At 43.6% G+C, this 24,996-nt stretch carries 27 protein-coding genes and 2 pseudogenes; 12 read left to right on the top strand and 17 right to left on the bottom strand.

What is annotated here, in order from left to right; all coding sequences use genetic code 11:
• Positions 1-149: 149 nt before the first annotated feature.
• Positions 150-467: pseudogene (locus tag NC238_12370) on the bottom strand (rubredoxin).
• Positions 468-723: 256 nt separating this feature from the next.
• Between NC238_12370 and NC238_12365 the strand changes: the two are divergent.
• A complete protein-coding gene (locus NC238_12365; protein MCM1566710.1) occupies positions 724-1,245 on the top strand; it encodes a metal-dependent hydrolase in 522 nt (173 codons plus the stop codon).
• A 166-nt stretch (positions 1,246-1,411) separates the two neighbouring features.
• Here NC238_12365 and NC238_12360 read toward each other — a convergent pair whose 3' ends face one another.
• From NC238_12360 to msrB, 7 genes and pseudogenes are all read right to left on the bottom strand, one after another.
• The gene (locus NC238_12360) at positions 1,412-3,952 is read right to left on the bottom strand and encodes an FtsX-like permease family protein (GenBank protein MCM1566709.1); all 2,541 of its coding nucleotides are present in this window, start codon (positions 3,950-3,952) and stop codon (positions 1,412-1,414) included.
• Positions 3,949-4,626, bottom strand: a complete 678-nt coding sequence (locus NC238_12355) for an ABC transporter ATP-binding protein (GenBank protein MCM1566708.1) — start codon at positions 4,624-4,626, stop codon at positions 3,949-3,951. The genes NC238_12360 and NC238_12355 overlap by 4 nt, the downstream gene beginning before the upstream one ends.
• A 128-nt stretch (positions 4,627-4,754) precedes the next feature.
• A complete protein-coding gene (locus tag NC238_12350) occupies positions 4,755-5,672 on the bottom strand; it encodes a HAMP domain-containing histidine kinase (GenBank protein ID MCM1566707.1) in 918 nt (305 codons plus the stop codon).
• A gap of 1 nt (position 5,673) precedes the next feature.
• The gene (locus NC238_12345; GenBank protein MCM1566706.1) at positions 5,674-6,351 is read right to left on the bottom strand and encodes a response regulator transcription factor; all 678 of its coding nucleotides are present in this window, start codon (positions 6,349-6,351) and stop codon (positions 5,674-5,676) included.
• 173 nt (positions 6,352-6,524) lie between these two features.
• Positions 6,525-6,890: pseudogene (locus tag NC238_12340) on the bottom strand (ATP-binding cassette domain-containing protein).
• Entirely contained in the window at positions 6,883-7,251 is a 369-nt protein-coding gene (locus NC238_12335; GenBank protein MCM1566705.1) for a hypothetical protein, read from the bottom strand. The pseudogene NC238_12340 and the gene NC238_12335 overlap by 8 nt, the downstream one beginning before the upstream one ends.
• Positions 7,252-7,267: 16 nt before the next feature.
• Complete coding sequence (gene msrB / locus NC238_12330) at positions 7,268-8,218, bottom strand: peptide-methionine (R)-S-oxide reductase MsrB (GenBank protein MCM1566704.1); 951 nt, start codon at positions 8,216-8,218, stop codon at positions 7,268-7,270.
• A 365-nt stretch (positions 8,219-8,583) separates the two neighbouring features.
• Here msrB and NC238_12325 point away from each other — a divergent pair, with 365 nt between their 5' ends.
• From NC238_12325 to NC238_12310, 4 genes are all read left to right on the top strand, one after another.
• Positions 8,584-9,474: a DUF3102 domain-containing protein gene (locus NC238_12325; protein MCM1566703.1), complete on the top strand. Its 891-nt coding sequence runs from the start codon at positions 8,584-8,586 to the stop codon at positions 9,472-9,474.
• A 92-nt stretch (positions 9,475-9,566) separates the two neighbouring features.
• Complete coding sequence (locus NC238_12320) at positions 9,567-9,791, top strand: DUF1659 domain-containing protein (GenBank protein ID MCM1566702.1); 225 nt, start codon at positions 9,567-9,569, stop codon at positions 9,789-9,791.
• A gap of 38 nt (positions 9,792-9,829) precedes the next feature.
• Positions 9,830-10,069, top strand: coding sequence for a DUF2922 domain-containing protein (locus NC238_12315; GenBank protein MCM1566701.1), 240 nt, complete (start codon positions 9,830-9,832; stop codon positions 10,067-10,069).
• Between the two features lie 504 nt (positions 10,070-10,573).
• Positions 10,574-11,215, top strand: a complete 642-nt coding sequence (locus tag NC238_12310; protein MCM1566700.1) for an Ig-like domain-containing protein — start codon at positions 10,574-10,576, stop codon at positions 11,213-11,215.
• A gap of 83 nt (positions 11,216-11,298) precedes the next feature.
• Here NC238_12310 and NC238_12305 read toward each other — a convergent pair whose 3' ends face one another.
• Positions 11,299-11,637 (bottom strand): hypothetical protein, encoded by a 339-nt coding sequence (locus tag NC238_12305; GenBank protein MCM1566699.1) that lies wholly within the window; start codon positions 11,635-11,637, stop codon positions 11,299-11,301.
• A 186-nt stretch (positions 11,638-11,823) separates the two neighbouring features.
• On the opposite strand from NC238_12305, the gene NC238_12300 reads away from it, so the two are divergent.
• Positions 11,824-12,036, top strand: a complete 213-nt coding sequence (locus tag NC238_12300) for a helix-turn-helix domain-containing protein (protein ID MCM1566698.1) — start codon at positions 11,824-11,826, stop codon at positions 12,034-12,036.
• A gap of 139 nt (positions 12,037-12,175) precedes the next feature.
• Positions 12,176-12,706 carry a hypothetical protein gene (locus tag NC238_12295; protein MCM1566697.1) on the top strand — a complete coding sequence of 177 codons (531 nt, stop codon included), beginning with the start codon at positions 12,176-12,178 and terminating at the stop codon, positions 12,704-12,706.
• 20 nt (positions 12,707-12,726) lie between these two features.
• Here the strand turns inward: NC238_12295 and NC238_12290 are convergent, their stop codons facing one another.
• A complete protein-coding gene (locus tag NC238_12290) occupies positions 12,727-12,801 on the bottom strand; it encodes a phage Gp37/Gp68 family protein (protein ID MCM1566696.1) in 75 nt (24 codons plus the stop codon).
• 111 nt (positions 12,802-12,912) lie between these two features.
• A complete protein-coding gene (gene dinD / locus NC238_12285) occupies positions 12,913-13,749 on the bottom strand; it encodes a DNA damage-inducible protein D (protein MCM1566695.1) in 837 nt (278 codons plus the stop codon).
• Between the two features lie 173 nt (positions 13,750-13,922).
• On the opposite strand from dinD, the gene NC238_12280 reads away from it, so the two are divergent.
• From NC238_12280 to NC238_12265, 4 genes are all read left to right on the top strand, one after another.
• Positions 13,923-14,276, top strand: a complete 354-nt coding sequence (locus NC238_12280) for an IS66 family insertion sequence element accessory protein TnpB (protein ID MCM1566694.1) — start codon at positions 13,923-13,925, stop codon at positions 14,274-14,276.
• A gap of 47 nt (positions 14,277-14,323) precedes the next feature.
• Positions 14,324-14,626 carry an IS66 family insertion sequence element accessory protein TnpB gene (gene tnpB, locus NC238_12275; protein ID MCM1566693.1) on the top strand — a complete coding sequence of 101 codons (303 nt, stop codon included), beginning with the start codon at positions 14,324-14,326 and terminating at the stop codon, positions 14,624-14,626.
• A 75-nt stretch (positions 14,627-14,701) separates the two neighbouring features.
• The gene (locus NC238_12270) at positions 14,702-16,303 is read left to right on the top strand and encodes an IS66 family transposase (protein MCM1566692.1); all 1,602 of its coding nucleotides are present in this window, start codon (positions 14,702-14,704) and stop codon (positions 16,301-16,303) included.
• Positions 16,303-16,587: a hypothetical protein gene (locus NC238_12265; GenBank protein MCM1566691.1), complete on the top strand. Its 285-nt coding sequence runs from the start codon at positions 16,303-16,305 to the stop codon at positions 16,585-16,587. Before NC238_12270 ends, NC238_12265 begins: the two co-directional genes overlap by 1 nt.
• 465 nt (positions 16,588-17,052) lie before the next feature.
• Here NC238_12265 and NC238_12260 read toward each other — a convergent pair whose 3' ends face one another.
• A complete protein-coding gene (locus NC238_12260; GenBank protein ID MCM1566690.1) occupies positions 17,053-17,229 on the bottom strand; it encodes a hypothetical protein in 177 nt (58 codons plus the stop codon).
• Between the two features lie 180 nt (positions 17,230-17,409).
• On the opposite strand from NC238_12260, the gene NC238_12255 reads away from it, so the two are divergent.
• Positions 17,410-17,649, top strand: coding sequence for a helix-turn-helix domain-containing protein (locus NC238_12255; protein ID MCM1566689.1), 240 nt, complete (start codon positions 17,410-17,412; stop codon positions 17,647-17,649).
• Positions 17,650-17,830: 181 nt separating this feature from the next.
• On the opposite strand, the gene NC238_12250 is transcribed toward NC238_12255, so the two are convergent.
• From NC238_12250 to NC238_12230, 5 genes are all read right to left on the bottom strand, one after another.
• Complete coding sequence (locus NC238_12250; protein MCM1566688.1) at positions 17,831-21,154, bottom strand: DEAD/DEAH box helicase family protein; 3,324 nt, start codon at positions 21,152-21,154, stop codon at positions 17,831-17,833.
• A gap of 14 nt (positions 21,155-21,168) precedes the next feature.
• On the bottom strand, positions 21,169-21,729 hold the full coding sequence (locus NC238_12245; GenBank protein ID MCM1566687.1) for a hypothetical protein: 561 nt from the start codon (positions 21,727-21,729) through the stop codon (positions 21,169-21,171).
• 2 nt (positions 21,730-21,731) lie between these two features.
• Positions 21,732-22,919 carry a restriction endonuclease subunit S gene (locus NC238_12240; protein ID MCM1566686.1) on the bottom strand — a complete coding sequence of 396 codons (1,188 nt, stop codon included), beginning with the start codon at positions 22,917-22,919 and terminating at the stop codon, positions 21,732-21,734.
• Entirely contained in the window at positions 22,912-24,381 is a 1,470-nt protein-coding gene (locus NC238_12235) for a type I restriction-modification system subunit M (protein ID MCM1566685.1), read from the bottom strand. The genes NC238_12240 and NC238_12235 overlap by 8 nt, the downstream gene beginning before the upstream one ends.
• Before the next feature lie 209 nt (positions 24,382-24,590).
• Complete coding sequence (locus NC238_12230) at positions 24,591-24,965, bottom strand: hypothetical protein (protein ID MCM1566684.1); 375 nt, start codon at positions 24,963-24,965, stop codon at positions 24,591-24,593.
• Between the last annotated feature and the right edge of the window lie 31 nt (positions 24,966-24,996).

Below are 24,996 nucleotides of genomic sequence, written 5' to 3'. Positions count from 1 at the left end.
TGAAAAGATAAAAATAAAAAAATGACACCAAGAAGAATTATATATGGAATAATGTTTTATTTCCTTCTGAAATTACTGGGAAAATGCTTAATGGCGGCCCAGTAGGCCGCCAAATCCTGATTACAAAATCTCCTCTTATCGTTTCAAACTTACCACTTGCCTCGTCCAACATGGCCTGCGATTTCTGCTTTGCTTCTTTGTTTGATGACCCAAGCCTCGTCATGAGCTTGTTTAAACAAAGCAACGCATGGCGGGTCAAGATTGATTTCAATACCTTCTTTTGCTAAATCTTTTATTCTCATCGCTAATTTGATGATTTCCATGTGGATGTCATTGGTTCGGTCTGAATTCAGGATCTTTTTGGCATCTTCTTCAGATAAGACGTTGAATTTTTCCTTCGGCGCTCCACATTTCGGACAAAAATTGGGGGCCTCGCTTCCCTCATGAACGTAACCACAAACAGAACAATCTTATCCAGCTCTTATAAATTGTATCTTATATTCTTCAAATATTCTATGGAGAAGAAACCTGGCTATCCAGCACCAGGTTTCTTCTTTTATATTAAGAGGCGCTTCTCATGGCACTTACATCATATGGCCTGTCTTGCTTATTGGTTCAATTTTTTTGTGAATTACTTTTATTTTATGTTAGAATATAGTCCTTACGGTTTGCCCCACCAAGCAGACCGACCTTAAATGATATTAGAATGGTAAGGTATACACAATGATTTTCTTTGGACATTTGGGATTGACAGGATTGGCTGCCAAAGCAGCCGAAAAATCCTTAGGAAATATTCAAATTGATTATCGAATCGTCTTTGTCGGGTCCATTTTGCCCGATTTGATTGATAAGCCGATCGGCCGCTTTTTGTTCGCGGAAACCTTTCATACCGGCAGGGTATTTGCGCACACCGTATTGTTTCTATTTCTCTTATTGGGGATCGGATACTACCGTTGGCAGCGGTACCGAAAGAATGGCTGGCTGGTGCTGGCTGGAAGCTGTCTTTGCCATGACATTTTTGACGCCATGTGGGTGATTCCTCAGACATTTTATTGGCCGCTTTACGGCCCAAAATTTTATGCTTCAACCGAAGCGTCATGGCTTCAGGCGGATTGGATCAAGCTGATGACCGATCCGGCATCTTATGTACCGGAGATTGCAGGGCTATTAATCATCCTGTATTTCCTCCGGAACCTGATTGTACACCATCAGGTTAAAGATTTCCTTAAAAACGGGGGACTATAAGCATTTTCGACGATGATTCTCCATAGCATTGCGGTACTTAATAATTAAGCGGGCTGTTAGGCCCGCCGAAAGGATACGTATTAACTTTCTTTGTTATTGAGAATTTATTATTATATACGAAAAAACCTAAATTGAGTTTATTGATGCCGTCTTTTTCCACGCCGTCTTATTCCGCCTCCCGAAGCCGCTCGACAATACTTTGCTTGTCAGTCAGGGCATACGATACCAGAGGAATCATCACGCCAAGCACAAGCAGGAAAGGCAGTACGCTCAAAACCGGCCATAAGATAAAATGATAACTGAAGAACCACAGAAGGCGACAAAATGCTTTGACAATCAAAAGTGAAAACAGCGTGGTGAATACGAACGACAGGATGCAAGTGCCAAACGTATAATAAAAACCTTCAAACATTAACATGCGGCGCAGCTGCTTGCGTGTCATGCCAATGCTTTGCAGCATCGCAAATTCCTTGCGTCTAGTCAGAATGCTGGTGAGAATGGCATTGACAAAATTGAGAATGCCAATCAATCCGATGATTAAGCTGAGTGCCCCGCCAATCATCACAACAGTCATTTGCATACCGGAAAACTCCTTGAGGGAAGTAAATTTTGAGGTGTAATTCATAACAGGTTCCACCAGACCAGTGTAGCTTTGCAAAAAACGCTCCATCGCTGCTTCCTGATCTTCGGAAACATTAAAAGCATAGCTCATTATAGCAGGCATTGTGACTAATTTTTTGTAGACATCCGCCGGAAGATAGAAGTTATAGTCCCATCCTGTGCGGTCGGAATTGGAAAAATGTTTAATGGCTACATGGCCCAGCACGATAAACTCCTGCGTCGTGTACTCTCTATCAGTAAATGCTTCCGACGTTCCCTTATAGTTATGAAGCGTGACCGTTTCACCCACTGCAAAATGCGCGCTGTCCATTTTCGGAATGCTGTTGTCATCAAGTTGAACGCCTTCCAGAATATACTTGCCGGTGGCCAGCTTAGCATCATCCAGTTCCCCGTCGATCAGCTCCAGCCGCTGAAGCGGCAGGTCTTCAAGACCATAGCCCGCAGCAAAGAAGTGACCATAAGGGTTTTTATTATAATCCTGGGCGGTGTTTTTTTCGTCCTCGACGGCAAATCCTTCCTCTCTGCCTCCGTACAGTCTTCCACCTTCCTCAAAACCGGGCTGCGCTTTCACCGCCTGGATAAAGCTCTCGGTGGTCTGATTTTCGGAACCGGAGAAGTCATTTTGAAAATAATCGGCATGGGCAATCAGAAAATCGGTGTCTACAAATTTAGCAAGGAACTTATTTATGTCAATACTCTGAGACAACGTAAACACCGTGTTCAGCAGCACAAGGCTTAAGGCCATGTTAATCACGACCAAAACGGTACGCCTTTTGTTACGTACTAAATTAGCCAGGGCCATCCTGGGCATTTTCCCGCCATCCGTAGTCTTTTTCAGTTTGCCGTTTTGTATTATATTTCCGTCAGTATAGCGTACTGCCTCCACCGGTGAAACAGCGGCGGCGATCCTGCCCGGCTTAAAGGTGCTGATGAGCACCGTGACCAAGGCAAACAGCGCAGAACCGATAAAAATCCGGGGGTTTGCTGAGACAGAGACCGTACTCCCGGCATAGGCGGTATTGTTCATGATGATAGGAACAATCGATCTGCCGATGAAGAAACCGATAATCAGTCCGATTGGAATGCCCATAGCGGAAAGGATCAGCGCCTGTCTGCGGATAATCCGGCGGATCTGCGTCCCGGTTGTGCCGATGGTTTTTAAGAGGCCATAAAAGCGGATGTCCCGAATGACGGAAATTTGAAAGATGTTGTAGATAATCAGATAGCCGGTAAAAACGATTAATAGTAAACCCAAAAGCAGTGCCATAACAGTACCTGCGTCCATACCAAAGTTTGTGGAGAGGTATGCCCAGTTCACATTATGCGCCAAATAATTCGGCGCATTTTCGTCAATCGAATAACCGCTGTCGGTAATGACTTTGCTAAGCTTCCCCTCTAAATCCATACTATTTTTGAACATAATATACGCATTAATGGCACCGGCAAGCGAGCTATCTTCCTTATAGGTATTATGCAATTCAGCCAAATGGGCATCCACATAAGCCCGGGAAGCAAAAATCTGTCCCACGTTAAAGACGGGATCGCTCTCCCACCAGCCGGCAAGGAAAAAATTGCGCTGTATTTCTTTCCCACGGATATTCAGTGTCAGCGTAAGCGGCGCGCCGACCTCAAGTGGAACACCCATTAGCTCCAAAGTCCTGGTATCGGCAATCACTTCCTTTTCAGCTACAGGTTTGTGTCCGCTTGTGGGTTCGCAAAATCCGAGTTTCAACCCGACATCATCGTAATACCAAAACTCGGCACGGCGCTTTACAAACGCTTTGTTTTCCACACCATCGCACAGTATACGGTTATAGGCAATTTCTTTGATCAGCGGATGTCCTTTGATATTGTCATATTCCTCGTCGGTGATATATTTGAGCACAGCGTGACCGTCACCGCCTGCCTGCCTCATTGTGGCCTGCTGAATACTCTCCACCGTACCGATCCCCATAGTAAAAAGGGAGGTAAGAAGCACCGTTGTCAAGGCAATGGCAATGATCGCAATGATATTGCGGGCTTTATTGGCCCGAAAACTCTTCTCGGCCAAATGGCGAATCGCTTTTTTGTTTTCTACTTTGATCATTTGCTTTCACCGCCCAAGATTCTCCCGTCTTCAATCCGGATGACGCGGTCGGCCAACTGGGCGATTTCCTCGTTATGGGTAATCATAACAATGGTTTGACTAAACTTCTTGCCTGTAACTTTTAACAGACCCAGGACATCTTGGCTGGTTTTACTGTCGAGATTTCCTGTCGGTTCATCGGCAAGAACGATAGCAGGCTTAGCCGCCAAAGCTCTGGCAATTGCTACCCGCTGCTGCTGCCCGCCGGAAAGATTGTTGGGCAGATTGTTCAATTTGCTTTCAAGCCCCAATGTCCGGATGATTTTATCAATATAGTGTTTATCCGGCTCATTGCCGTCGAGCTGAATCGGCAGGATCATATTCTCGTACACATTTAATACAGGAATCAGATTATAATTCTGAAAGACAAAACCGATTTTTCTACGGCGGAAAATCGTCAGTTCTTCGTCTTTCAACAAAAAGATCTCCTTTCCGTCTACCGTGACTGTTCCGCTTGTAGGACGGTCAAGCCCACCCAGCATATGCAGAAGCGTCGACTTTCCGCTGCCTGATGTGCCTACTATCGCAACAAATTCCCCGTTTTCCACCGCGAGGTCGACACCGTCTAAGGCTTTAACGATTGTCTCTCCGCCACCGTAATATTTTTGCAATTTGCAGGTTTCAAGTATGGGCATGATGTTCTCCTCCCCCAAATCGAAAATAGTCAATATTGCAGTGCCTGCAATATTGACTATATCACAACAATCTTTCAACGTTCTTTCTAAAGTCTAACAGTTTTGACAGATTTCATTTTATTCCTGCTTCACTTTACTCCCGGTAAAAATACCGAAAAGGTAGAACCGCTGCCCAGCTGTGATGACACCTTAATATAACCGCCCTCGGCTGAGATGATCTCTCTGGCCAAAAACAGTCCAAGGCCAACCCCTTCCTGATTGTCCACGGCTCGCGAGCGATAGAACCGGGTAAATATTTTACTTTGTTCATCCTCGGCAATCCCAATTCCATTATCGGTAATATCGATGCGGCAGAACAGTTCATAGGGTATGACTTTTATATGAATACGGCCACCGCTTGGCGTATACTTTACAGCGTTATCGATGATATTATACACAGCTTCCGTCGTCCATTTCAGATCAAAATAGGCCCAACTCGCTGTATCTTCCAGATCAATCAAAATGCCTTTGGCCTCTGCCTTTGGCCTGATTTGCGCCCGTACTTCATCCAGCAGCTTTTGAATGACTTCCTCTTTCGGTGAAACAGTCATAATGCCCGTTTCCAGCCTTGAGGTTTTCACCAAAGCACTGATAAGAAAATTGAGCTTTTCCGCCTGGGCGGACAAAGCTTGCATACAAGCTTTACCGTCTTCCGGCAATTCGTGTTCGCTGAGCAGCTGGGCATAAAGCAGGATATTGGCAAGGGGTGTTTTGGTTTGATGGGAAATGTCTGAAATCAGGCTATTTATTTTATCCTTTTCCGCAAGCAGGTTCTGCGAAGATACTGTACAGATGGAAAGGTACCTGGCCAACTTCGCTTCCACCGCCGATAAAGCAGATTCATCAAAAATACCTTGGGCAAAGCTGCCGTTTATGGCTGTGTCCAACATGTTCGCTATTCTTGCGAGCGTTTTCTTTGTTCTTTGGTGGTAAAAGACAATCGCCATCGCGGCTGCGCCTGCCGCAGCAAGGGCAAACCCGATACAGATGCAAGCAAGTGTATTCATCTCACCGTACCGCCCATGTGTAGCCAAGGCCATAGACTGTTTTGATATATCGCGGTGAAGACGGAAGATCTTCCAATTTCGCACGCAGTCTTTTGATCGTCACCGACAGGGCATTTTCGTCAACATACTCAGCCCCGTCGGTCCAAATCCTGTCCACCAAATCGGCACGGGGAACAGTCTTCCCTCTGTTTTCGATCAAAATCCGGAGTAGTTTCTGCTCGGTTTTGCTGAGTTCAATAGGATTGCCGTCTCGCCAAAACGCCATCTTTTCAAAGGAAAAAGAAAACCCGTCAATCATTACGGTATCAGAAAGCTGCTGCCTCAACTTCCGCAATTGGACGCCCACTCTGGCCCGCAGCACCATCAGACTGAAAGGTTTTGTGATATAATCATCCGCCCCAAGCGCTAACCCGGTTACAATATCCGTCTCCAGATCATTGGCAGTCAGGACAATAACAGGCAACACAAGCGTCTTACGGACTTCCGCCAAAAGGTCAAGACCGTTTCCATCCGGTAGATTGACATCGAGTATTACCAGATCGAAGGCCTTGCTTTGCAGCTGTTTCTTGGCGGAAGCGATATCATAGGCCTGTACAAAGTCACAATGATCTTCTTTGAGGGCCAGGACAATGCCTTTGCTTAAGGTGATATCATCCTCAACGATTAAAATGCGGTTCATCATGCGCCTCCTGTCTAACAGTCGGATAGAATAAACTCAGACGGCACCAATCTTCCGTTAAGCTTAAAGCCGAATATAGATCTTACCAATTTCCTGCCCAAGCTCCAGGAAACTGAGCCTGTGAGGTCTGACTGAATTTGATTATTTTCCAACTCCCTGAGATATCCCTTTAATTTCTTGCTGTCGATAGGAAATACCTGCTTTAATTGCTCGTATCTGTTCCAATTCCATTTGGGATATATTTTTGCGTAGAACTTTGCTGTTTCATCAATACTGTATTGAGAAAAGAAATACAAATCGTCAGGTATGTAAACCATTTGAGCCTTAACCTCAGGATTTTCGTAGACCGGCTTATGGTCAATCGTCACTGTTCCTTGATCCTGGCGGTATAATCCGGTTAAATGCTTAATCAGCGTCGTTTTCCCGGCGCCATTCGGCCCAAGCAGGCCATATACCGATGCTTTCCTGACATGAATATTTAAGTCATCCAAAACTTTATTTTTGTCAAAACATTTGGTCAGATTTTTAACCTCAATCAATTTTCTTGCCCTCCTTCTTAAAATATATTTCTTCGATCCTGGAGATAAGCCGCTCTTTGGGTATATTCATGTAGGCAAGCTCTGAGACAAGTTTATCTATCTCCAGCATCAAGTCACCCCTTCTTGCTTGATTGACTTTGTCATTAAAGGGTGTAACAAAGCTTCCTACAGTTCCGAATTTCTGGTAGGAATTACTTTTTGTGAAATAAAATGACAGAATTGATCTTTCCGGGCATAATGGCCTGGGCATAGGCGCCGAATGACAGATGGCGCATGCATCTGCACCATGTCGTTGGCAGCTTCCATCAATGTACGCATTCCTGTTTGATTTTTCAGTTTGGTCAGGACCATTTCCAGCCATCGACCATTGCTGACCTCTACTTCACAAGTCCAATTAAATTTCCGTACCCTTCCCGCTCCATATCTTCTTTGGGCACGAACCGCAGCGAGGCGCTGTTGATACAGTATCGCAGACCGCCGGATTCCCTTGGTCCATCAGCAAACACATGCCCCAGATGAGCGTCGCCGGCGTGGCTCCTGACCTCGGTCCGCAGCATGCTATGGGAAGTATCGGTCTTTTCCCAGACCACATTGGGGTCAATAGGCTTGGTAAAGCTCGGCCAGCCGCATCCTGATTCGAATTTATCCGAGGAGGCAAAAAGCGGCTCGCCTGTTGTAATATCCACATAAATGCCCGGCCGGAAAGTGTCCCAGAACGCGTTATGAAACGGCGGCTCGGTGGCATTATTCTGCGTCACTTCGTACTGCGTTCCGGTCAGGGTTTGGCGCAGCCTGTCAGGATCCGGCGCATGATAATCGGCCGGGTTGATAATGGCCGCTGCCGCCTTCGTGAATTTATCCTTGCCGATGTGACAGTAGCCATCCGGATTTTTATCCAGATATTTTTGGTGGTACTCTTCCGCCGGACAAAAGTTCTCCATTGCTTTTATCTCGATCACGACAGGTTTATCGTAGCTTTTTTGCAGCTTGGCCACGGATCGTTCTATCACCGGCAGATCATTAATATCCACATAATAAATCCCGGTACGGTATTGGGTCCCCTTGTCGCCGCCCTGCCGGTTGAGCGAGACCGGATCAATCGCCTGATAATATAATTCCAGCAAGAATTCCAGCGGCACAATCTCCGGATCATAGTCTACATACACCGTCTCGGCATGTCCGCTGCCGCGCTGACACACATCCTCATAGGTCGGGTTCGCGGTCTTGCCATTGGCATAGCCCACTTGCGTGGAATGAACCCCGCGAATAGACGCAATCAATTTTTCCACACCCCAAAAACAGCCGCCCGCAAGATAAATCTCAGACATAACAGACCCTCCATGACATTAGGTGAACATCAGATGATTATATAATACTCCCGAAGCATAGGCTTTATCCATACAAAGAAATCCAAGGCTTGTTCAGATGAATGCCTTCAATAACCGAATAAATTGTATGCGCATACTCGAAAACAAGCAGGAATCCAGCTGTTCTACGCAGCCGGATTCCTGCTTATGATTGACACTACTACCAATGACCTATATGACCCAATATTATTATATGACTTGTCTATCATAAGTGTTCAAATTTTACATAGGGTAAGCGCTTTGCCTTTAAGGTTACAAACCTGTTGTCACTGTTGTCAAGCTTATCCCATATGATGCCAATAAAGTACAGGAAAGACGGTATCAATATGAGCGATTTGCTGACAGAACGCACGCCGCCTGTCATCGCGGCTGAAATCAATACGATTAAACAACAAACCAGTAAAATTCTGCTGGCCAGCGCCGTCGAAGTAGGAAAACGCCTGAAGGAAGCCAAAGCGCTGCTGCCCTATGGGGAATGGGGCAAGTGGCTGGAGGAATCGGTAAGTTATTCTCAAAGAACTGCAGATAGGATGATGCAAATCTTTGATGAATATGGGGCTAAACTGCTTGTCTCATCCGAAGATCAGGAAATGTCAGATTCGTCACCGGTGACGAATCTAACCTACACCCAGGCCCTCATTCTTCTTGGGCTCCCGGAAGATCAGCGGGATGCGTTTATCGCTGAGAATGATGCAGGCAGCATGAGCAAGCAGCAGCTGCAGCAGGCGGTATATGTGAGGAACCAGGAGCTTGCCGGGAAAGAAGAGCTGCAGAAAATCTGTGATGAGCAAAAAGATAAAATCTCCAAATTATCAGATGAGCGCGATCGGGCGAAAAAAGAAGCCACGGATAACCTGCAAGCCGTATGGGCCGAGCAAGGAAATGTTTTGAAGCTGCAGCGTAAGCTTGATGTCCTGGAAAATGAAAATACGACAGCCAAACACATCGCCGAGATAGAAAACGAAAGCAAACTCTTAAAGCTCAACCTCTCCATGAGCCAGGCAGATGCCCGCTTTGAGCTGATAACCAAAGGACTGGAGGAACTCTTTGTCGCCATCAAAGAAATGGCCGCAGCGGACCCGGACGCGTGTAGCTTATATATAGCCCATGCCAATCAGTTAATGACAAAGACAATCAACAAGTTAACGCGAATAGAGAAAGCTTCCCGGGCAGCTTCGAAAGTACAGGTAAATCAAGTAATTGATGTAAAAGATTAATTTCTTTACAGTCACCCCCGGAAAACGATGGGCATATACTAAAAAGGACATGCTCTTCGGACAAGCAGAAAACCAGGAAAAGAGGTAAGCTTATGACATTAGTGGTAAACACATTGGATTCAGTGCTGGCAACCCGCTATCAGACAGGGACTACCGCCGGCGGTGCGCCTGTTCTCCGGCAAAAAAGCCTGACCGGCGTTAAAGCAACGGCAACCGATCAGGACGTATACGATGTGGCTGTCGCTTTATCAAGCCTGGTGGATTATCCATTGACAGATATCCGCCGCCTGAAAATTTTCGAGCTGACCGATGAATAAACCGGCCGGAGCAAATAATTCCAGGGTGGTGACAGAGCATGGCAATCACTAACCAGAAAGTTTTAAGAATGGTATTCACGACCGCAGGTGGTAATGCGTTTACCATTACCCTTCCCCAGCCAAAGACAGGCCTTACGCTTACCCAAGTCGGGGCGGTCATGGACCTCATCACGGCAAAAAATATTTTTGCAACTCCCAGTGGGGATCTGGCAAGCAAGAGAGATATTAAAGTGGTAGATACTACCACGGACGACCTCTACGATCCCCCCCAAGAATAAAATATTCCGGCTAAGCTGTCCGGAGAGCATGGCTGGTTCCAAGGCATCATTTTGAGGGATTGGCGGCCGCAAGGCCGCCCTAGTACAATGAGCTTTACGTAATTCTGCACCTTCAGCACTTCCAGCGCCCAACGGCGGAACTGCGTACCCCGAAGGGATTTTACACGATAGCCGACAGAAACTTTTAAAGAAATTTTTTTCCACCAGAAACAGTTATTCGAATTTTTTGAATTACTGTTTTTCTAAATTCCCAAATTTTTTCACAAATATTTAGTAAATTATGTTAAAATAAACTTGTAATTTTCTAAAATCGGAATTTTTAGCAATTGAATCAAAAAATGTATCCATAATTTGAACTGTTATTCTTGAAAGAATAATGGTTCTTATGTTGTTAAGGGGTTTCGACTTTTTTATATAGAAATTTACAATTTTCAACACTTAACTAGGCTCATTCTTTACTATTACTAGGGAGATGTTTCGTTGATAAGAGAAAAAACAAAAACAATTGGAAGAATCCTATTATCTATCGTAATTATTTTGTTGTTATTTTCATCTAATACTTTTGCCCATTCAGGAAGAACTGATTCAAACGGTGGACACAGAGATAACAAAAATGCTAGTGGATTAGGTTATTACCATTATCATCATGGTTACGGCCCTCACTTACATCCTAATGGAGTCTGCCCATATGAAACACCAGAAAAAACAACAATCCCTGAACCAGTTGACGTTAGCTCTGTAATGATCAATTCTATGGATAACACTGTATTAGAAGTTGGAGCCGAAACTGTATTAAGTGCTGCTATTTACCCTTCAGATGCAGAGAATAAATCTATTACTTGGTCATCAAGTGATATCAATGTTGCTATAGTTAGTGAAGATGGTATGGTTACAGCAATAAATCCTGGTTCCGCGATCATAACAGCTAAATCAAGTAATGGAAAAACAAATAGTATCACTTTAAATATTGACGAAAAAGCAAAGCCTGTTTCAACAGTCACTGAAGAACAAGCTTCTTCGGAACAAGAAACTCAAGAAATGATAGAGACAAATAGCAATCAAGATGAATCCGGTTCTTCTGTTCTCGGCTATGGTGTTGTAGCTGCTATTGTGGCTTGGTTTCTATTAAGAAAAAAGAAAAAATAAAGAACTCCTATAAATTAACTTAACCATGATCCCCCGTTTCGATTTTTTAACAACTGATGATAAATTCACTTTAGGTCCCGTTATTATGAAACCTCATTTATCTTTATTTCCTTTCTGATCCGTTCTTTAATATCTCGGCACATTTGCTCCGTTCCGATTCTCTCCCATTCATTTGCGATCTTTTCCGTAACAGTCTTGGTAAGGGCCTCATCGATCACCGGATCGTGGCGATTCTTCATCAAAAGAATGAAGATCATATCGTAGAATGAATATTTCTCCAGCATTTCGATCATTTCGATACACTCTCCCGCTGTCGATTCAAATTCCCCATCACACAGCCTGCTTTGGATTTTGGGATGTTCGGATAACCACCTTACGAGCCGGATCGTATCATCCATTTGCTTATGTTTGCCTTCTTGCATCTTTTCCCGCTCCTCATAAATTCTTTAGGGTTACTTGAATCATCAGGACGGTCATTGCTAACTCAATAAATGATTCTTCGGTATTCATACTATGAGATGATTCAGCAAATACTATTTTATGCGAAAAGCGCATAAAAATCAATATGCGCTTATTGCATAATTTACAATAGTACCCAGGTGATTATTATGTACCAACGACTCAGAGATTTAAGAGAAGACCGTGACCTCAATCAACAAACGCTCGCTGATTTGTTAAATGTCAGCCAGACAACCTATTCCAGGTATGAAAGCGGAACTTTGGATATTCCCAGTGTCTCGCTGATTAAACTCGCGAAATTCTACGGTACAAGTATTGACTATTTGCTCGGGCTTACTGATAATAGAAAACCTTACCGTTAATCACAACAGTGATATACTTAATGAAACTCGCTACAGTGTATTTTTCGAAATAATCATTTAACGGGAGCTTACTTTCGAGAGAGCACCCATTTTTCTATCTGCGATTTATCAATGATAACATGATATCGGGGTGTTATTTATGAATGAAATATTTAGCTGGGCAGCAATAGTGTTTATAGGTGGCCTGTTTGTTCAAGCAATTATTCTATTTAAAATAGAACCTCTTGAACGAAAACTTATTGATGATAAAAAGAAGGTACTTTTAGATTTTGTATTAGGTACATTTATTGGATTTCCAATTTCTTTGGTTATCTATAATTTTTATCTTCAACAAGATTTACAAAATGCAACAGCATTTGTTACAGTCTCAATATTATGTTTTTTCCTTGCATTAGAAGTTCTCTACTTCTTGTTTATTCCTATTGCGGAAAGGCTTGGTTATGGTAAAAACTTCTATATAGAAGACAAGGAACATGATAGACTCTATATAATAAAGAATTCAACTAACAAGTTTATTCTTTTGGCTGATAAACCTATGTTGAAAGAAGCTACATACACAATATTTATAGACGAAGAATCTATAAAGAACCAGAAAATATTTACTGAGAACAAAAAACTAAATAATGATCAAAAGCAAATATCTAATGAAAAAAAAGAAGCTACTAAATGATGAAGAAACACTTTTTTATATCAACTATTTCTTCTGGTCATACGATAAGCATAGCAATTCTTACAGCCGTCAGATATTTTGGTGCAGCCCGTCACCGGATTCCAGGTGTTCTCGGTCCATATAATTTAATGCGCGTAGTGCAGAGCCAATTACAGAACGTATTCTCGAACCTGAACGTTGCCGCTGCAAAACAAAGGAATCGTTTCTTATTCTATTTCCTTATACCTATTCTTATGTTCTTTCTCAATTTGCTGAATGCTCTTCCCAGGTGTCGGTAAATCCTCCGGCATGGTTCCTCCCAATTCTTTGATCGTTTGCCGTACCTTTTTCCCTACTTGGAAATGAGTCTGATTGGCTTTTTCTTTTCCTTTAACATTCTCTCTTCTCAATTTTTCATCGGTTTGAGTGGCCCGGAATAGATTTGCCGCCAGTTCCGTGCTTCCCATATGGTCGAGTATTTTTTGGCTTTTCTTTAAGCCTTTGCGTTCATGGATTTCTTTCACCCCTAAGCCGCCATACAACCCTTGGTACCCTTTATTCTGAAAAATCGCATAATCCTTTGCTTCAACAACGCCGGCCCCTTTTGCCGCCTCAGCTAAAGACTTATTATGGGCAATAATCTCGTTACGGATTGCAAAACGCTTCTGTTCTTCGGTCAACTGGTCATAGTTTTCGATTAATTCTTGTTGACGTGTCTTTACGGCAAAATAGGTTTGTCCGATTGCAATCACTTTTTTACGAGAGTCTCCATTTTGAACAATTAAATAACATGCGTAACGGGAAAGCATTATATCTTCTATCTCTCGTTCAGCACCTGAACCGATATCAACCATTTTGCCAACGTTGGCAAAATGGTCAGACAAAATATTGCCACTGTTTTGGCAAGCAATTTTTGCTTTATCGATAACTTCACTAAACCTGCGCCATTGCTTGTATTCCAAAACAGCCTTTAACTCTCTGGCATACCAAAACTCTATACCTTCTGCAGTAAAATGTTTGATGGCTTCAAAAGTTTTTTCCGAATATCTTTCAATCTCAGTCATATGAGCTCTCCTCCTCTGAGACAATTATAAACGAACATACGTTCTAATTCAACGTAAGCGTCAAAGACACCATCACATAGAATTGTAGCCTTGAAGATAGTACAATCACAATAAATATGGTTGAAAAAGTTGAAAAAGTTTGCACACTTTTTCAACCAAAGCGGAGTGGTTGTATGAATATACAAAAAGTCACAACAGAGTACCGACTATCACAGTGGATGCAGGTGATACAGGACCGGCAATGCAGCGGACAGAGCATTAAGGATTTCTGCCAGGAGAAAGGAATAAGTAAGCATGCATACTTTTATTGGCAGCGACAGTTACGAAAGGTTGCATGTATGGAACTTTCAAAACGGAAAGAAGAAACCATCGTAAGCTGTGTCCCGGAAGGGTGGATGCAACTTTCCCAAGGTCAAGAAATAAAATCAACGCTGGATATTGAAGTCGGTGGCTGTCACGTCACCGTGTATGCGGAGACGGATCCTGAACTTCTGAAAAAAGTCTGCCGCATATTGAGGGTGCTGTAATGAGATGGAGTGACAAACCCGTGTACCTATGCTGCGGGCATACCGATATGAGGAAATCAATCAACGGACTCATGGCGCTGGTTAAAGACAACTTTTCCATCGATCCGTTTTCAGAAGCATTGTTTGTATTCTGCAACCGGCATCGGAACAGAATAAAAATCCTGGAATGGGACGGCGACGGATTCTGGTTGTATTTCAAACGTCTGGAGCGCGGACATTTTCGCTGGCCGGCAAAGGGAGACACTGCCACCATGGTTCTTGAAACCAAAGAATTATCTTATCTTATTGAAGGTGCGAAACTGGAGAAAAAGCTGAAACGAGAAGAAGTTTTCGAGCGGCAAATCTCTTGAAATATTTATCTCGAAACAGCGTTTAGAACCGCATGAAATCTAGCTTTTTTGCGGTTTTTATGGTATAATTTTCTTATGAAAACGCAAGAAACTTCAGCAGAACAACTGCTTGGAATAATTGAAGAAAAGGACCGCAAAATTGCTGAATTAGAGCAACAAGTACAGTGGTTTATGTCACAGATCCGCCTTGCTAAGCATAAACAATTTGGCGCATCAAGTGAAAAGACAGACGGTATTCAGATGCTCATATTCAACGAGGCCGAATCAAGCGCCGATATAAGCAAGCCGGAACCGAAGCTTGCCGAGGTAAAAGCGCATTATCGTAAACGGACACGCCTTACAACTGACAAATTGCCGAAGGATTTACCTGTTGAGGTAATTGAACACGAGCTTCCGGCAGAAGAGTGTATTTGTCCGAATTGCAGCAGTCAGTTACATACAATGGGCAGGGAAACTCGCGAAGAACTCAAAGTCATTCCTGCCAAAGCAATCATTGTACGGCACGTACGGCATATTTACGCCTGCCGTAATTGTGAAGGAACTGCCGAGCATGTTCCTATCATAAAAGCAGATATGCCGGAACCTGTCATCAAAGGCGGATTTGCTTCCCCCGAGACAATTGCCCATATAGCGGTACAGAAATTCATGATGGCATCCCCACTATACCGACAGGAGCAGGAGTGGAAACAAAACGGCATCCTGCTTTCCCGGCAGACGATGTCAAACTGGATGATCAAAGCCAGTGAGGACTGGCTGGAACCGATATATGAAGAGATGAAGCTTAGATTATGTGAGCATGAAGTGCTCCACGCAGATGAAACCACGCTGCAGGTGTTGAAAGAACCGGGAAAGACGGCGCAGTCAAAGAGTTACATGTGGCTGTACCGCACCAGCGGAGATACAAAACACCAGATTGTAATTTATGACTATCAAGTTGACAGAAAACATACCCATCCTGGAAAATTCTTAAAAGATTTTACAGGTTACCTTCATACAGATGGATACGAAGGTTATCATAAGCTTCCTGAAAACATAATCGTTGTGGGCTGCCTGGCACATCTTAGGCGGAAGTTTTTCGATGCCTTTAAAACCCTGCCCAAGGAGAAACAACCGGAATCCAGTGCGGCAAAAGGGGTTACCTATTGTGACAAGCTGTTCCACCTTGAAAAACAGTTTGCTTCCCTTACCCCGTATAAACGCCTTCAAGAGCGCAAACGCTTGTCAAAGCCTGTATTTGATGACTTTTACAATTGGATCAATGGGCTTGCTGCTTTGCCTAACACACTTCTTGGTAAGGCGGTACATTATGCCAAGTCCCAACAAAAATATCTTAAGAGATACCTGCTGGACGGACGTCTTGAAATTTCAAACAACCGTGCGGAACGTAGTATTAAACCTTTTGTAATCGGTCGAAAGAACTGGATCTTTACTAACACACCAAACGGCGCCAGGGCCAGTGCGATTTATTACAGCCTAATTGTGAGTGCGAGAGAAAATGGCTTGAATCCATTTGAATATTTAACATGGATTTTTACAAATGCCCCTAACTTAGGAAGAGCGGGTTACATATCTGAAATTAAAGACTTTTTACCTGGTAGTGCAGCCTTGCCGGAGAAAGTATTCACCCCGCAGCCCGGTAACGGAAGTCCGGAAAAATATGCGTGGGAGGAAGACTGATGAAGGTTGGAAAACATACGGCGTTTATGATAGATTTTATCTCTGATTTTGCTGACGGAAAGATATCAAGATATCTCTTCGAAATGGATTATTCAGGCTATGTTATTGAGCATTTTCCGAAGATGAAAAGGGAGAATGCTCGTTTAGCGCAAAAATTCGTCAGCACTGTCGATGATGTCTTCGAATATGCTCAAGCTAACAACATATCTGATGATGATTTTAGGATAATGGTTAACAATGCTCTTTGCGATCTTCTTGGAGTGGATGAGCCTGATTTAATGTAGCTCACGTCTGAATCTGTTTGACGCTTACAATTCAACTAATAAATTCCATTACTTATATGCAGTGATACCTTTAGTAAGCCAAGCAGTAGGCCAGCTCAACCGGGTATTTCAGAATGAGCTGCGCCAGACCACCTGTTCACAGATTTGAGAGTGGAATTTATTTGTTCATATCTCTCTTTCCACCAACCTTCTTCTTATACTATTTCCATTCTGGAAACTGTTGCTTTCACAGTTCGTTACGAACATATGTTCTATTGGTATTTTATACCATTGGCGATAGTTTAGCAAGAGAATTATGAACAATTATTTGTCTACCCCAAATAAACATTTTGATTATGCCACTCCAGATAATAGGGATCGGGCAGCTGATCCTTCCGCTCCGGCAAAGCAAGCAACTTACTGCCATGATGGGCATATCTCGTTTCCTGCCGGTTAAATTAATTTTTCCATTTGAGTATAAGCCACTTATTCTTTATGCTCTGAACTTATCACATCATCTTCCCTCGCTAACAGAATCATTTTTGGTTCGGAGCTTTCTATGTATATGCGCTCTGTTTGCCGCTGAACCTCCTGCAGCTGCTCAATAATAACGGTTACTACCTTATTGAACAGTTCCATATACATCTTCTTGTAGTCCGCCATTTTGTATCACCTTAATAATTGAATATTTTTCAGATTCTTGCGGTCCCTTGGGATCAGACCCCTTTGGTTCGGTTATTAATAATTCTCGTACGATACCATTCGGTATCTATTTTACTTTTTCTTCCTGATAAAATCAATAAAAAAGGATACTATATAGTATCGTAACAGGAGGAGCGTGCAATGCAAAAATTATTACAAGATGTACACATTGGCGTGAATATTCAACGTTTGAGAAAAAGCCGGAACTATTCACAAACTGATATGATAACCAAGCTGCAATTATTAGGCCGTTCCATGTCAAGAGCCAATTATGCCCATATTGAGCAAGGAGTCAGGAACATCTATGTCAGCGACCTTATTTTATTAAAAGAGATTCTCAATGTTGATTATGAGGAATTTTTCAAGGGCTTAACCGTATGAAGAAGTACGTTCTGGGCCGCTCAAATATGGTATAGATAACTTAATCTTTGCTCCTCAGTCATCAGGTTCAATTTCGCCAAAATCAGTATCTTCATCCAAGATAGCTTATATCTTTTTATCTCGAAGCAGTTCAAATGGATCAGCAGACTTTTTAGGCATTCATTCCCCCCGATTTATTTACTCACGCCGCCTGTGCATTTTTGTTGATGCTTTCAATAACAGTCCGCAGGTTGATGAACACCGCCACATCATCAAACAATTCGCTGATACTTCCCATATCTGTGAATGGGCTTTCCTGCAGCACCGACAGGTCTTTCATCATGCCGTTTTTCACGATGTAATTAACAACCTGCCGTACAAAATACATCTGTCTACTGTCCAACCCAGCTTCATTTAGGAAGCCGGAAAAGGCTTCGTTGGCGGCTTTCTGGCTAAGCCCCACAATGGATCGCACCAACTCGCCAAGTGGGGCTTTTCCATACTGGGCGTCATACTGTTCTTTTGTACCCAACTCGTTCCACAGGATGCATTCGAGCACCTGTACATCATCCGAAGTCAACGGCTGGTTGCTCTTGAGCTTGGCAATAGCCGGAATATCCTGATGCTGAAGGATATAGTAGTTGACCTTTTTCTTGTAGTTTGCCAAATCATCGTTGTCCAATTGGGATTCTTTCCATTCCATGGATAAAACATCATCCGTGAAGTCGGTATCATAACGTACCCGGACCCTTTCCGGTATGAACTTTATCAAATCCCGCAGCTTCAGCCTGATATCCTCATAGTCCGAAATACCCGCGCGATCCAAATAATCGTTATGTATGATTTGCTCAATTAGCTCCTGCTGCTGGGCAATGGCCGGAATCGTACCGTATTTTGATAGTTCCGCCGCTTTGTGAACCACATCGTTTTTTGCCCGTTTGCAGCTTTTTTCAGACAACATAGCCAGCTCAATCTGATAGATGAGCATGTCAAACCGCGCCGCCGCAATATCGTCGGCTGTAGGCAGTACAAGCGGAGCAATATGCTCGGCAATCTGCAGGGTGTTTTCATAAGTCAGGGTATCAAAATCATCCTCGGACTGGTATTTATCAATAATGCGCAGGTGTTGTTTTACGGCAAAGTTGTCCCGCGGCAAGGCCTTCACCTGCGCCGCCAGATCCTGCACAAGCTCTTTACGGTATGCTTTAAGCGCATCTGTCTGGTAAGGGAGTTCTTGCAGCTTGTACACCAGCTCGAGCTTTATATTGAACATACGCTCCTGGAGCGTGCTGACCGTCCCTGCCTCGCGCCCTTTGACATGCAGACGGAAAAATTCAAAGTTTCTGCACAGGTCAAAAATATAAAACAGGCGTTTGTCCCCACTGTCGATAAGCCCTGCGCATGTACGGGTACCACGTCCGATCATTTGCCAGAACTTAGCCCGGCTCATGACCTTTTTAAAAAAGACAAGGTTGAGAATTTCCGGTACATCGATACCGGTATCCAGCATGTCCACAGAGATAGATATTTGCGGCATTTTGTTTTTATCCGAAAAGTCGTCAATAATGCTCTGGGCGTAATTAGTATAGTTATCGATCACCCGCACGTAATGGTTGGGATAATCGGGGAACTCCCGATTCCACACCTCCAGAATTTTTTCGGCATGATTATGATTCTTAGCAAAGATGATGGTCTTGCCAATTTTTTCGCCAAACTCCACCCGCTGTCCATGTTGCATCAGAATATGCAGCGCCTTTTTGATGGTGTCGCTGTTAAAAATCCACTCGTTGAGGGCGCTGGAATCGATGGTGGCAGGCAGATTGCCTTCTTCATCGGCAAAGGTGTTCTCATACTCTTCCTTTTCTTCCGGCGAAAGATCCTCATAAGTGATGCCTTCGCTCATAAATTTCAGCTCGGTTTCGATGGAGACAAAGTCTACCAGATAACCATCCTGTACCGCCTGGGAAAGTTCATAGCCATAAGTAGGCACGCCGCTTTCTAAATCAAAAATCCCATAGGTGTTTTTGTCTATTTCATCCTTTGGCGTGGCCGTCAACCCTACCAGCAGCGCATCAAAATAAGTAAAGATATCCTTGTATTTGTTATAGATACTGCGATGGGCCTCATCGACGATAATCAGGTCAAAATGCCCCGGCGTAAACAATCGGTTATCGTTCTCATCCCGGGTAGCGTCGATACAGTTCATCATCGTCTGATAGGTGGAAAACACCGCACGTGCGCTGGCCTCCTCCTTTCCCTCGGTGAGGTTACACAGCGAAAGGTTTGGCATAAGATTATGGAAGGTACGTTTAGCCTGGGTTACCAATGCATTGCGGTCGGCCAGAAACAGCAGATTTTTCACCCATCCATGGCGGATGAGTACATCTACAAGGGAAATAACTGTCCTCGTCTTACCGCTACCGGTAGCCATGACAAGCAGCGCTTTACGGCGGTTACGTTCGTCAAATGCATCGCAGATTGCTTGTACGGCCTCTTTCTGATAGTAACGGTTTGATAGTTCATCACTGATCCGTACCGCCCTTAGAGCAGTACGGCTTTTCATTTTATTAAACTCTTTTTCCAAATCCCGCTTGGAATAGATACCTGAGACTGGACGCTCAGGATAATATTTGTCACTCCAGATGCGGGTTTCGTAGCCATTGGTCATAAAGATGACCGGCCGCTGGCCGTGTTTCTTTTCCAGAAAGTCAGCATATAATACAGCCTGCTGACGTCCCTTTTCCACATTGACACTGGTGCGCTTGGCCTCAATGACTGCCAACGGCAGGCCGTTATCTCCAAGAAGAACATAGTCGGCGGAACCCTTGCCAGATTTATTTGGCATCTCATCGATGGGATACTCGTCAATCCAATTAGGGCCGCGCTGCCAGCCGGTATCCTGAAGCATGACATCGATATATGCCTTGCGGGTCTGCGCTTCCGTCATATCCATGGGTTTGACGGTATAGCCCTGCTTGAGCTGTTGCACACGCTTGGCAGTGAGCTTTTCGCGTTTGGGGAAGTTCTCATCCAACAGGGTCTGGAAGTCCACCTCATCAGCATCTGGCGGCATTACTGTGACGACTGCCGGTTCCGGTTTTGCTTCCAATAAGGCTTTGTCAAACGTAACCTCGGTGTACTTTGTTCCGTAACAGTAGGCAACGAAATCCAGAAAGCTGTGCAAATTCTGCAAAGCAAGTACCGCCTGGTCGCGGCTGACGCTCTTGGCATTGTGAGTGGCGTTATTGCCAACTTTGCGCAGATAGTCCAACTTGGCAAGCATACCTGGGGGAATTAAATCCTTGAAATCCTCGGTGCTGATCAGGGTAACCAGCTTATCCTCATAGGGCTTTTGAAGTGACCCATCCACACTGTAGACCCACTTGACCGCAAATTCCAAGGCCGTCCGGCACGCGGTAGCGCACAATGCTGGCGAAATGGGCAGCACCCGCTCCGCCGAGACGGCTGCCTCGGCAAAGGGTTTAAATTGTGGATCATTTAATAGGAAATCAAAGTTGGTGCGCATGGCGGGTCACCTCATTATAATTTGCGTCGCATAGAATCCAGATGGTATGAAATGTTCCTCAACGCATTTGCTTCATCGCTAAGATTGCTCTGCTTGTTGTCCGTATACCCCATTTGATGAGCATATTGTAATGTCAGCATATATTTTTCACTGTATTGCTTTCCTCTTCCGTCAACAGATGTATACTGAATACTGACCGCGTAATCATTTTTTAAAGTTTCATCTTTTTTCTCTAATACAATGAACTCAAGTGTTTGAGATGGAGCTAAAATAACATTTTTAAGGAAGTTCTCTGGCAATGCCCCATCACACAATTTGAGATTTGGCGTTATCGAGACATTATCAAACTTTGCACCACTTTTCCCATAGTTCCTAATACGTAAATAAAAGCATAAGTCTCTGGGGTCTTTATCTAAATAAACAAAAACATATGGCCGAGACTCCGCCTCTCTGCTTTCCTTCATTTCTTTGATAGTTTTACGATTATATAAAACAATGATCACTGTAGCAATAACGTATATTAATGTTAGCAGGGACATTACAAATCCTTGATTTGTGTTTAACCAATTGATCATAATCAGAAAACCTCCCCTCTAAAGCACTTTTGCATTAGGGATTTGTAGTTGAGTCTCATCTTTTTGAGGGATTTTTGGAGCAGAGATTTTTGCGCTTCGGTTTTTTCTACAAAAGCTTTAAATTCATTCTGCAGAGAAATAGGCGTTATTGGGATTTTAATATTTTGTAATTCCTGTGCATTTATATTGGCCTGACCAACAATTGCTTTACACATATCATAAAGCAATTCTTTGCCATATCTCGAATTTAGAAATGCGGAGATATACTCAGGATTAGCTTTTTCATTTGTTCTAACACGAATAATATACCCAGCAATAATCATAGGAGTATTTTCTTTGAAAATCGCGGTTTTACCAACTAATTCTTTACTATTAGTTCGGTTAAACAACAAATCGCCTTTACGAATAACATATTTCTCATATTCCTTCTCATCAACATTGATATATTTCAAATCGGTTAAGTCAATACCACCACTATAGGTGATATTGTTCATCCGTAAATAGACGTATACCCCATCTGCTTCTGCGGGCTTACTTGTGCCATACTTCACATCCCTTACCAGATCTCGAATCGCCCCAATCTCCCACCCCTTCGGGTTGGTCGCCGGGTCGCCGAACATCTCGATAAATTGCGATTTTATGAGCAAATCCAGCTTGTCCAGTTGAGCCTTGCGCAGTTCAATAAGCGCGGAGGCTTTGTTCAGCACATCAGCTATCTTTTGTTGGACATCCAGCGGTGGCACAGGGATAGGAAACTCTAGCAATTGATTCTTTGATAACTCGATTTGATTTGTTGAGCCATTAACACACTTTTTGTATAATTCTCGTTGTGTCTCGTCCATCATAAAATAATAACGAACAAACAAAGAATTGATATGATCATAAGGTCTTAACAGCGTTACATGGCTATCTATTGAATAAATAAAAGCATCTTCTATATTAAAGACATTACATCTTCCTAAAGTACCAGTACCTGTTGAATTAATCAACACATCTTGTGGTTGCAGAAAAACAACTTTATCTGCATTATTCTCGTTTTGATACTTCACATTATCTATCCTAATACCATCCCAGTACACACAGGCTTGATTTATCACTCTTATTCTAGATTCTGGCACATAGGTAGGGGATTTTCCGCGCATTACACATGAAAAACAATTTCTAACTTTAGATATATCCCACCTACCCATGGAGCATCTCCTCCAGCTCCGCAAGCCCAGCGGTAATCTCCATTTCCAGCTCGTTAATCTCCGTCATGATCTCCAGAGGATGGAGGTACTCCTCCTCCACATAGGCGCTCTGCTTATATTTGTTGATGGAAAGATCATAATCGTTACTTACAATTTCGTCCTTGGGCACAAGGAAACTCTGCTCGGTGCGCGCTCTGCCTTCTTCTTGATCCAGCGCATGAAAACGCGCCACGATATCAAGGATATCGCTCTGCTCGATCGGCGTACGCTTGTCATCCAGGCTGTAGCCGTCGGACTGCATATCGTAAAACCACACCTTGTCGGTACCGCCGCCCATCTTGGTAAAGATGATGACGGCAGTGCTCACTCCGGCATAGGGCTTGAACACACCGGAGGGCATGGAGATAATCGCCTCCAGCCTGTGGTTTTCAACGATTTCCTTACGGATGGCCTTATGCGCCGTAGATGAACCAAACAGCACGCCGTCCGGCACGATGGAGGCGCAACGTCCGCCGTTTCTAAGCATCCTGAGAAACAGCGCCAGAAATAAAAGCTCAGTCTTTTTTGTTTTTGTCACTTTAATAAGGTCGTTAGATACAATATCATAATCCAAGCTGCCCTTAAAGGGCGGATTAGTCAGGATCTTTGTATATATTCCAGTATCGTTGTTCTGGTCAGAAAGGCTGTCCTTATACACGATCTGCGGATTGGAAATGCCGTGGGTCATCATGTTCATGGCACCGATGCGCAGCATGGTGCGGTCCATGTCGTAGCCGGTGAACATGGTACTATCGTAATGGGTCTTGGCTTCTTTGTTATAGAAAATTTCGTTCAGATAATGTTCTTTCAGATATTCGCCCGCTGCAACCAAAAAGCCGCTTGTACCGCAGGCCGGGTCGCAGATGATATCAATCGGTTTCAGGTCAAGAAGCTCCACCATCATGCGGATAATATGCCGCGGTGTACGGAACTGACCATTGGTGCCCGCTGTGGAGAGCTTGGAGAGCATGTATTCATACAGGTCGCCCCGAGCATCCCGCTTATCCGGCAACTTGTCAATCAGAGCATACATCTCATCAAGAGCTGTTACGATTTTCTCAAGCAACTGCGGAGTAGGCACCTTGAAAATCGCATCGGCCATGTATTTGGCGTAAGTCCCGCTATTTCCGTTTAATTCCTTTATAAACGGGAACACTTCGGCCTGCATTGTCTGATACATGGATTCTGCAGGCTTATCCCGCAGGACAGTCCATTTCAGATGTTCTTTTCCGGCAAACATGCTGGTATAAGGAATACCCAGCATACTGACTTCTTTCTGACGAGTATTATCGGTTTGATCGAGGTCACGGATAAACATTAGGTATGTAATCTGTTCAATGACGTCCAACGGGTTCGTCAGTCCCCCTGTCCAAAACATCTCCCAGAGTTTGTCTACTTTGTTTTTCGGTTCGCCTGTTATCATGCTTGTGCTCTCCAATTCGTATGTTAGTCCTGTTGTAATATTTGTTTTAGTATATCGCAGAAGCGAAATGTAGACAATCGTTGACGTACCTCCTTTTAAGTGCAAAACTGATTTAGAGATAAGCCAACTTTTTTCGTCGGATAATTTTTCCTCCTACAAATGGTGATTAAGCATCAGGCCTTTCTGGACTCCGTTAGGGTACAAATAAATTAGCTTCTTTCGGTTAAATACCGGATTGGTCTATGAATAATACTGTGATGATTAGGGCAAACGATGAGCTGGTTATTCGCGTCATTGTTAAGGCTCTGGACAAAATAATCAATGTGATGCGCTTCGGCAACTTTTGCACCATATTCTGCGCCGACATACTGCCCACAGATTTGGCACCTGTAACCATAGAGCAGTTTTAAGTTCTCTCCGATTTTCCGGTTTAGCTTGCGAAATTTTACTATTCTTTCATCTTCAAGAATGCTCGCGGTTTTATCTTCTATGTCATAATTAAATTTTGCTTCCATGACCAATTCGGACTGGTTTTGGACTGCTTTCTTAATTGAGATAATATCTTCGGCTTCGATAGTCTCCAATATATAGGAACTTCTTATTATTAGCCTATTG

This window comes from Dehalobacter sp. (genome assembly GCA_023667845.1).
Taxonomy (GTDB): Bacteria; Bacillota; Desulfitobacteriia; order Desulfitobacteriales; family Syntrophobotulaceae; genus Dehalobacter.
Note: the sequence above shows the minus strand (reverse complement) of the source record. Positions and strands in the feature narration are given on the sequence as shown.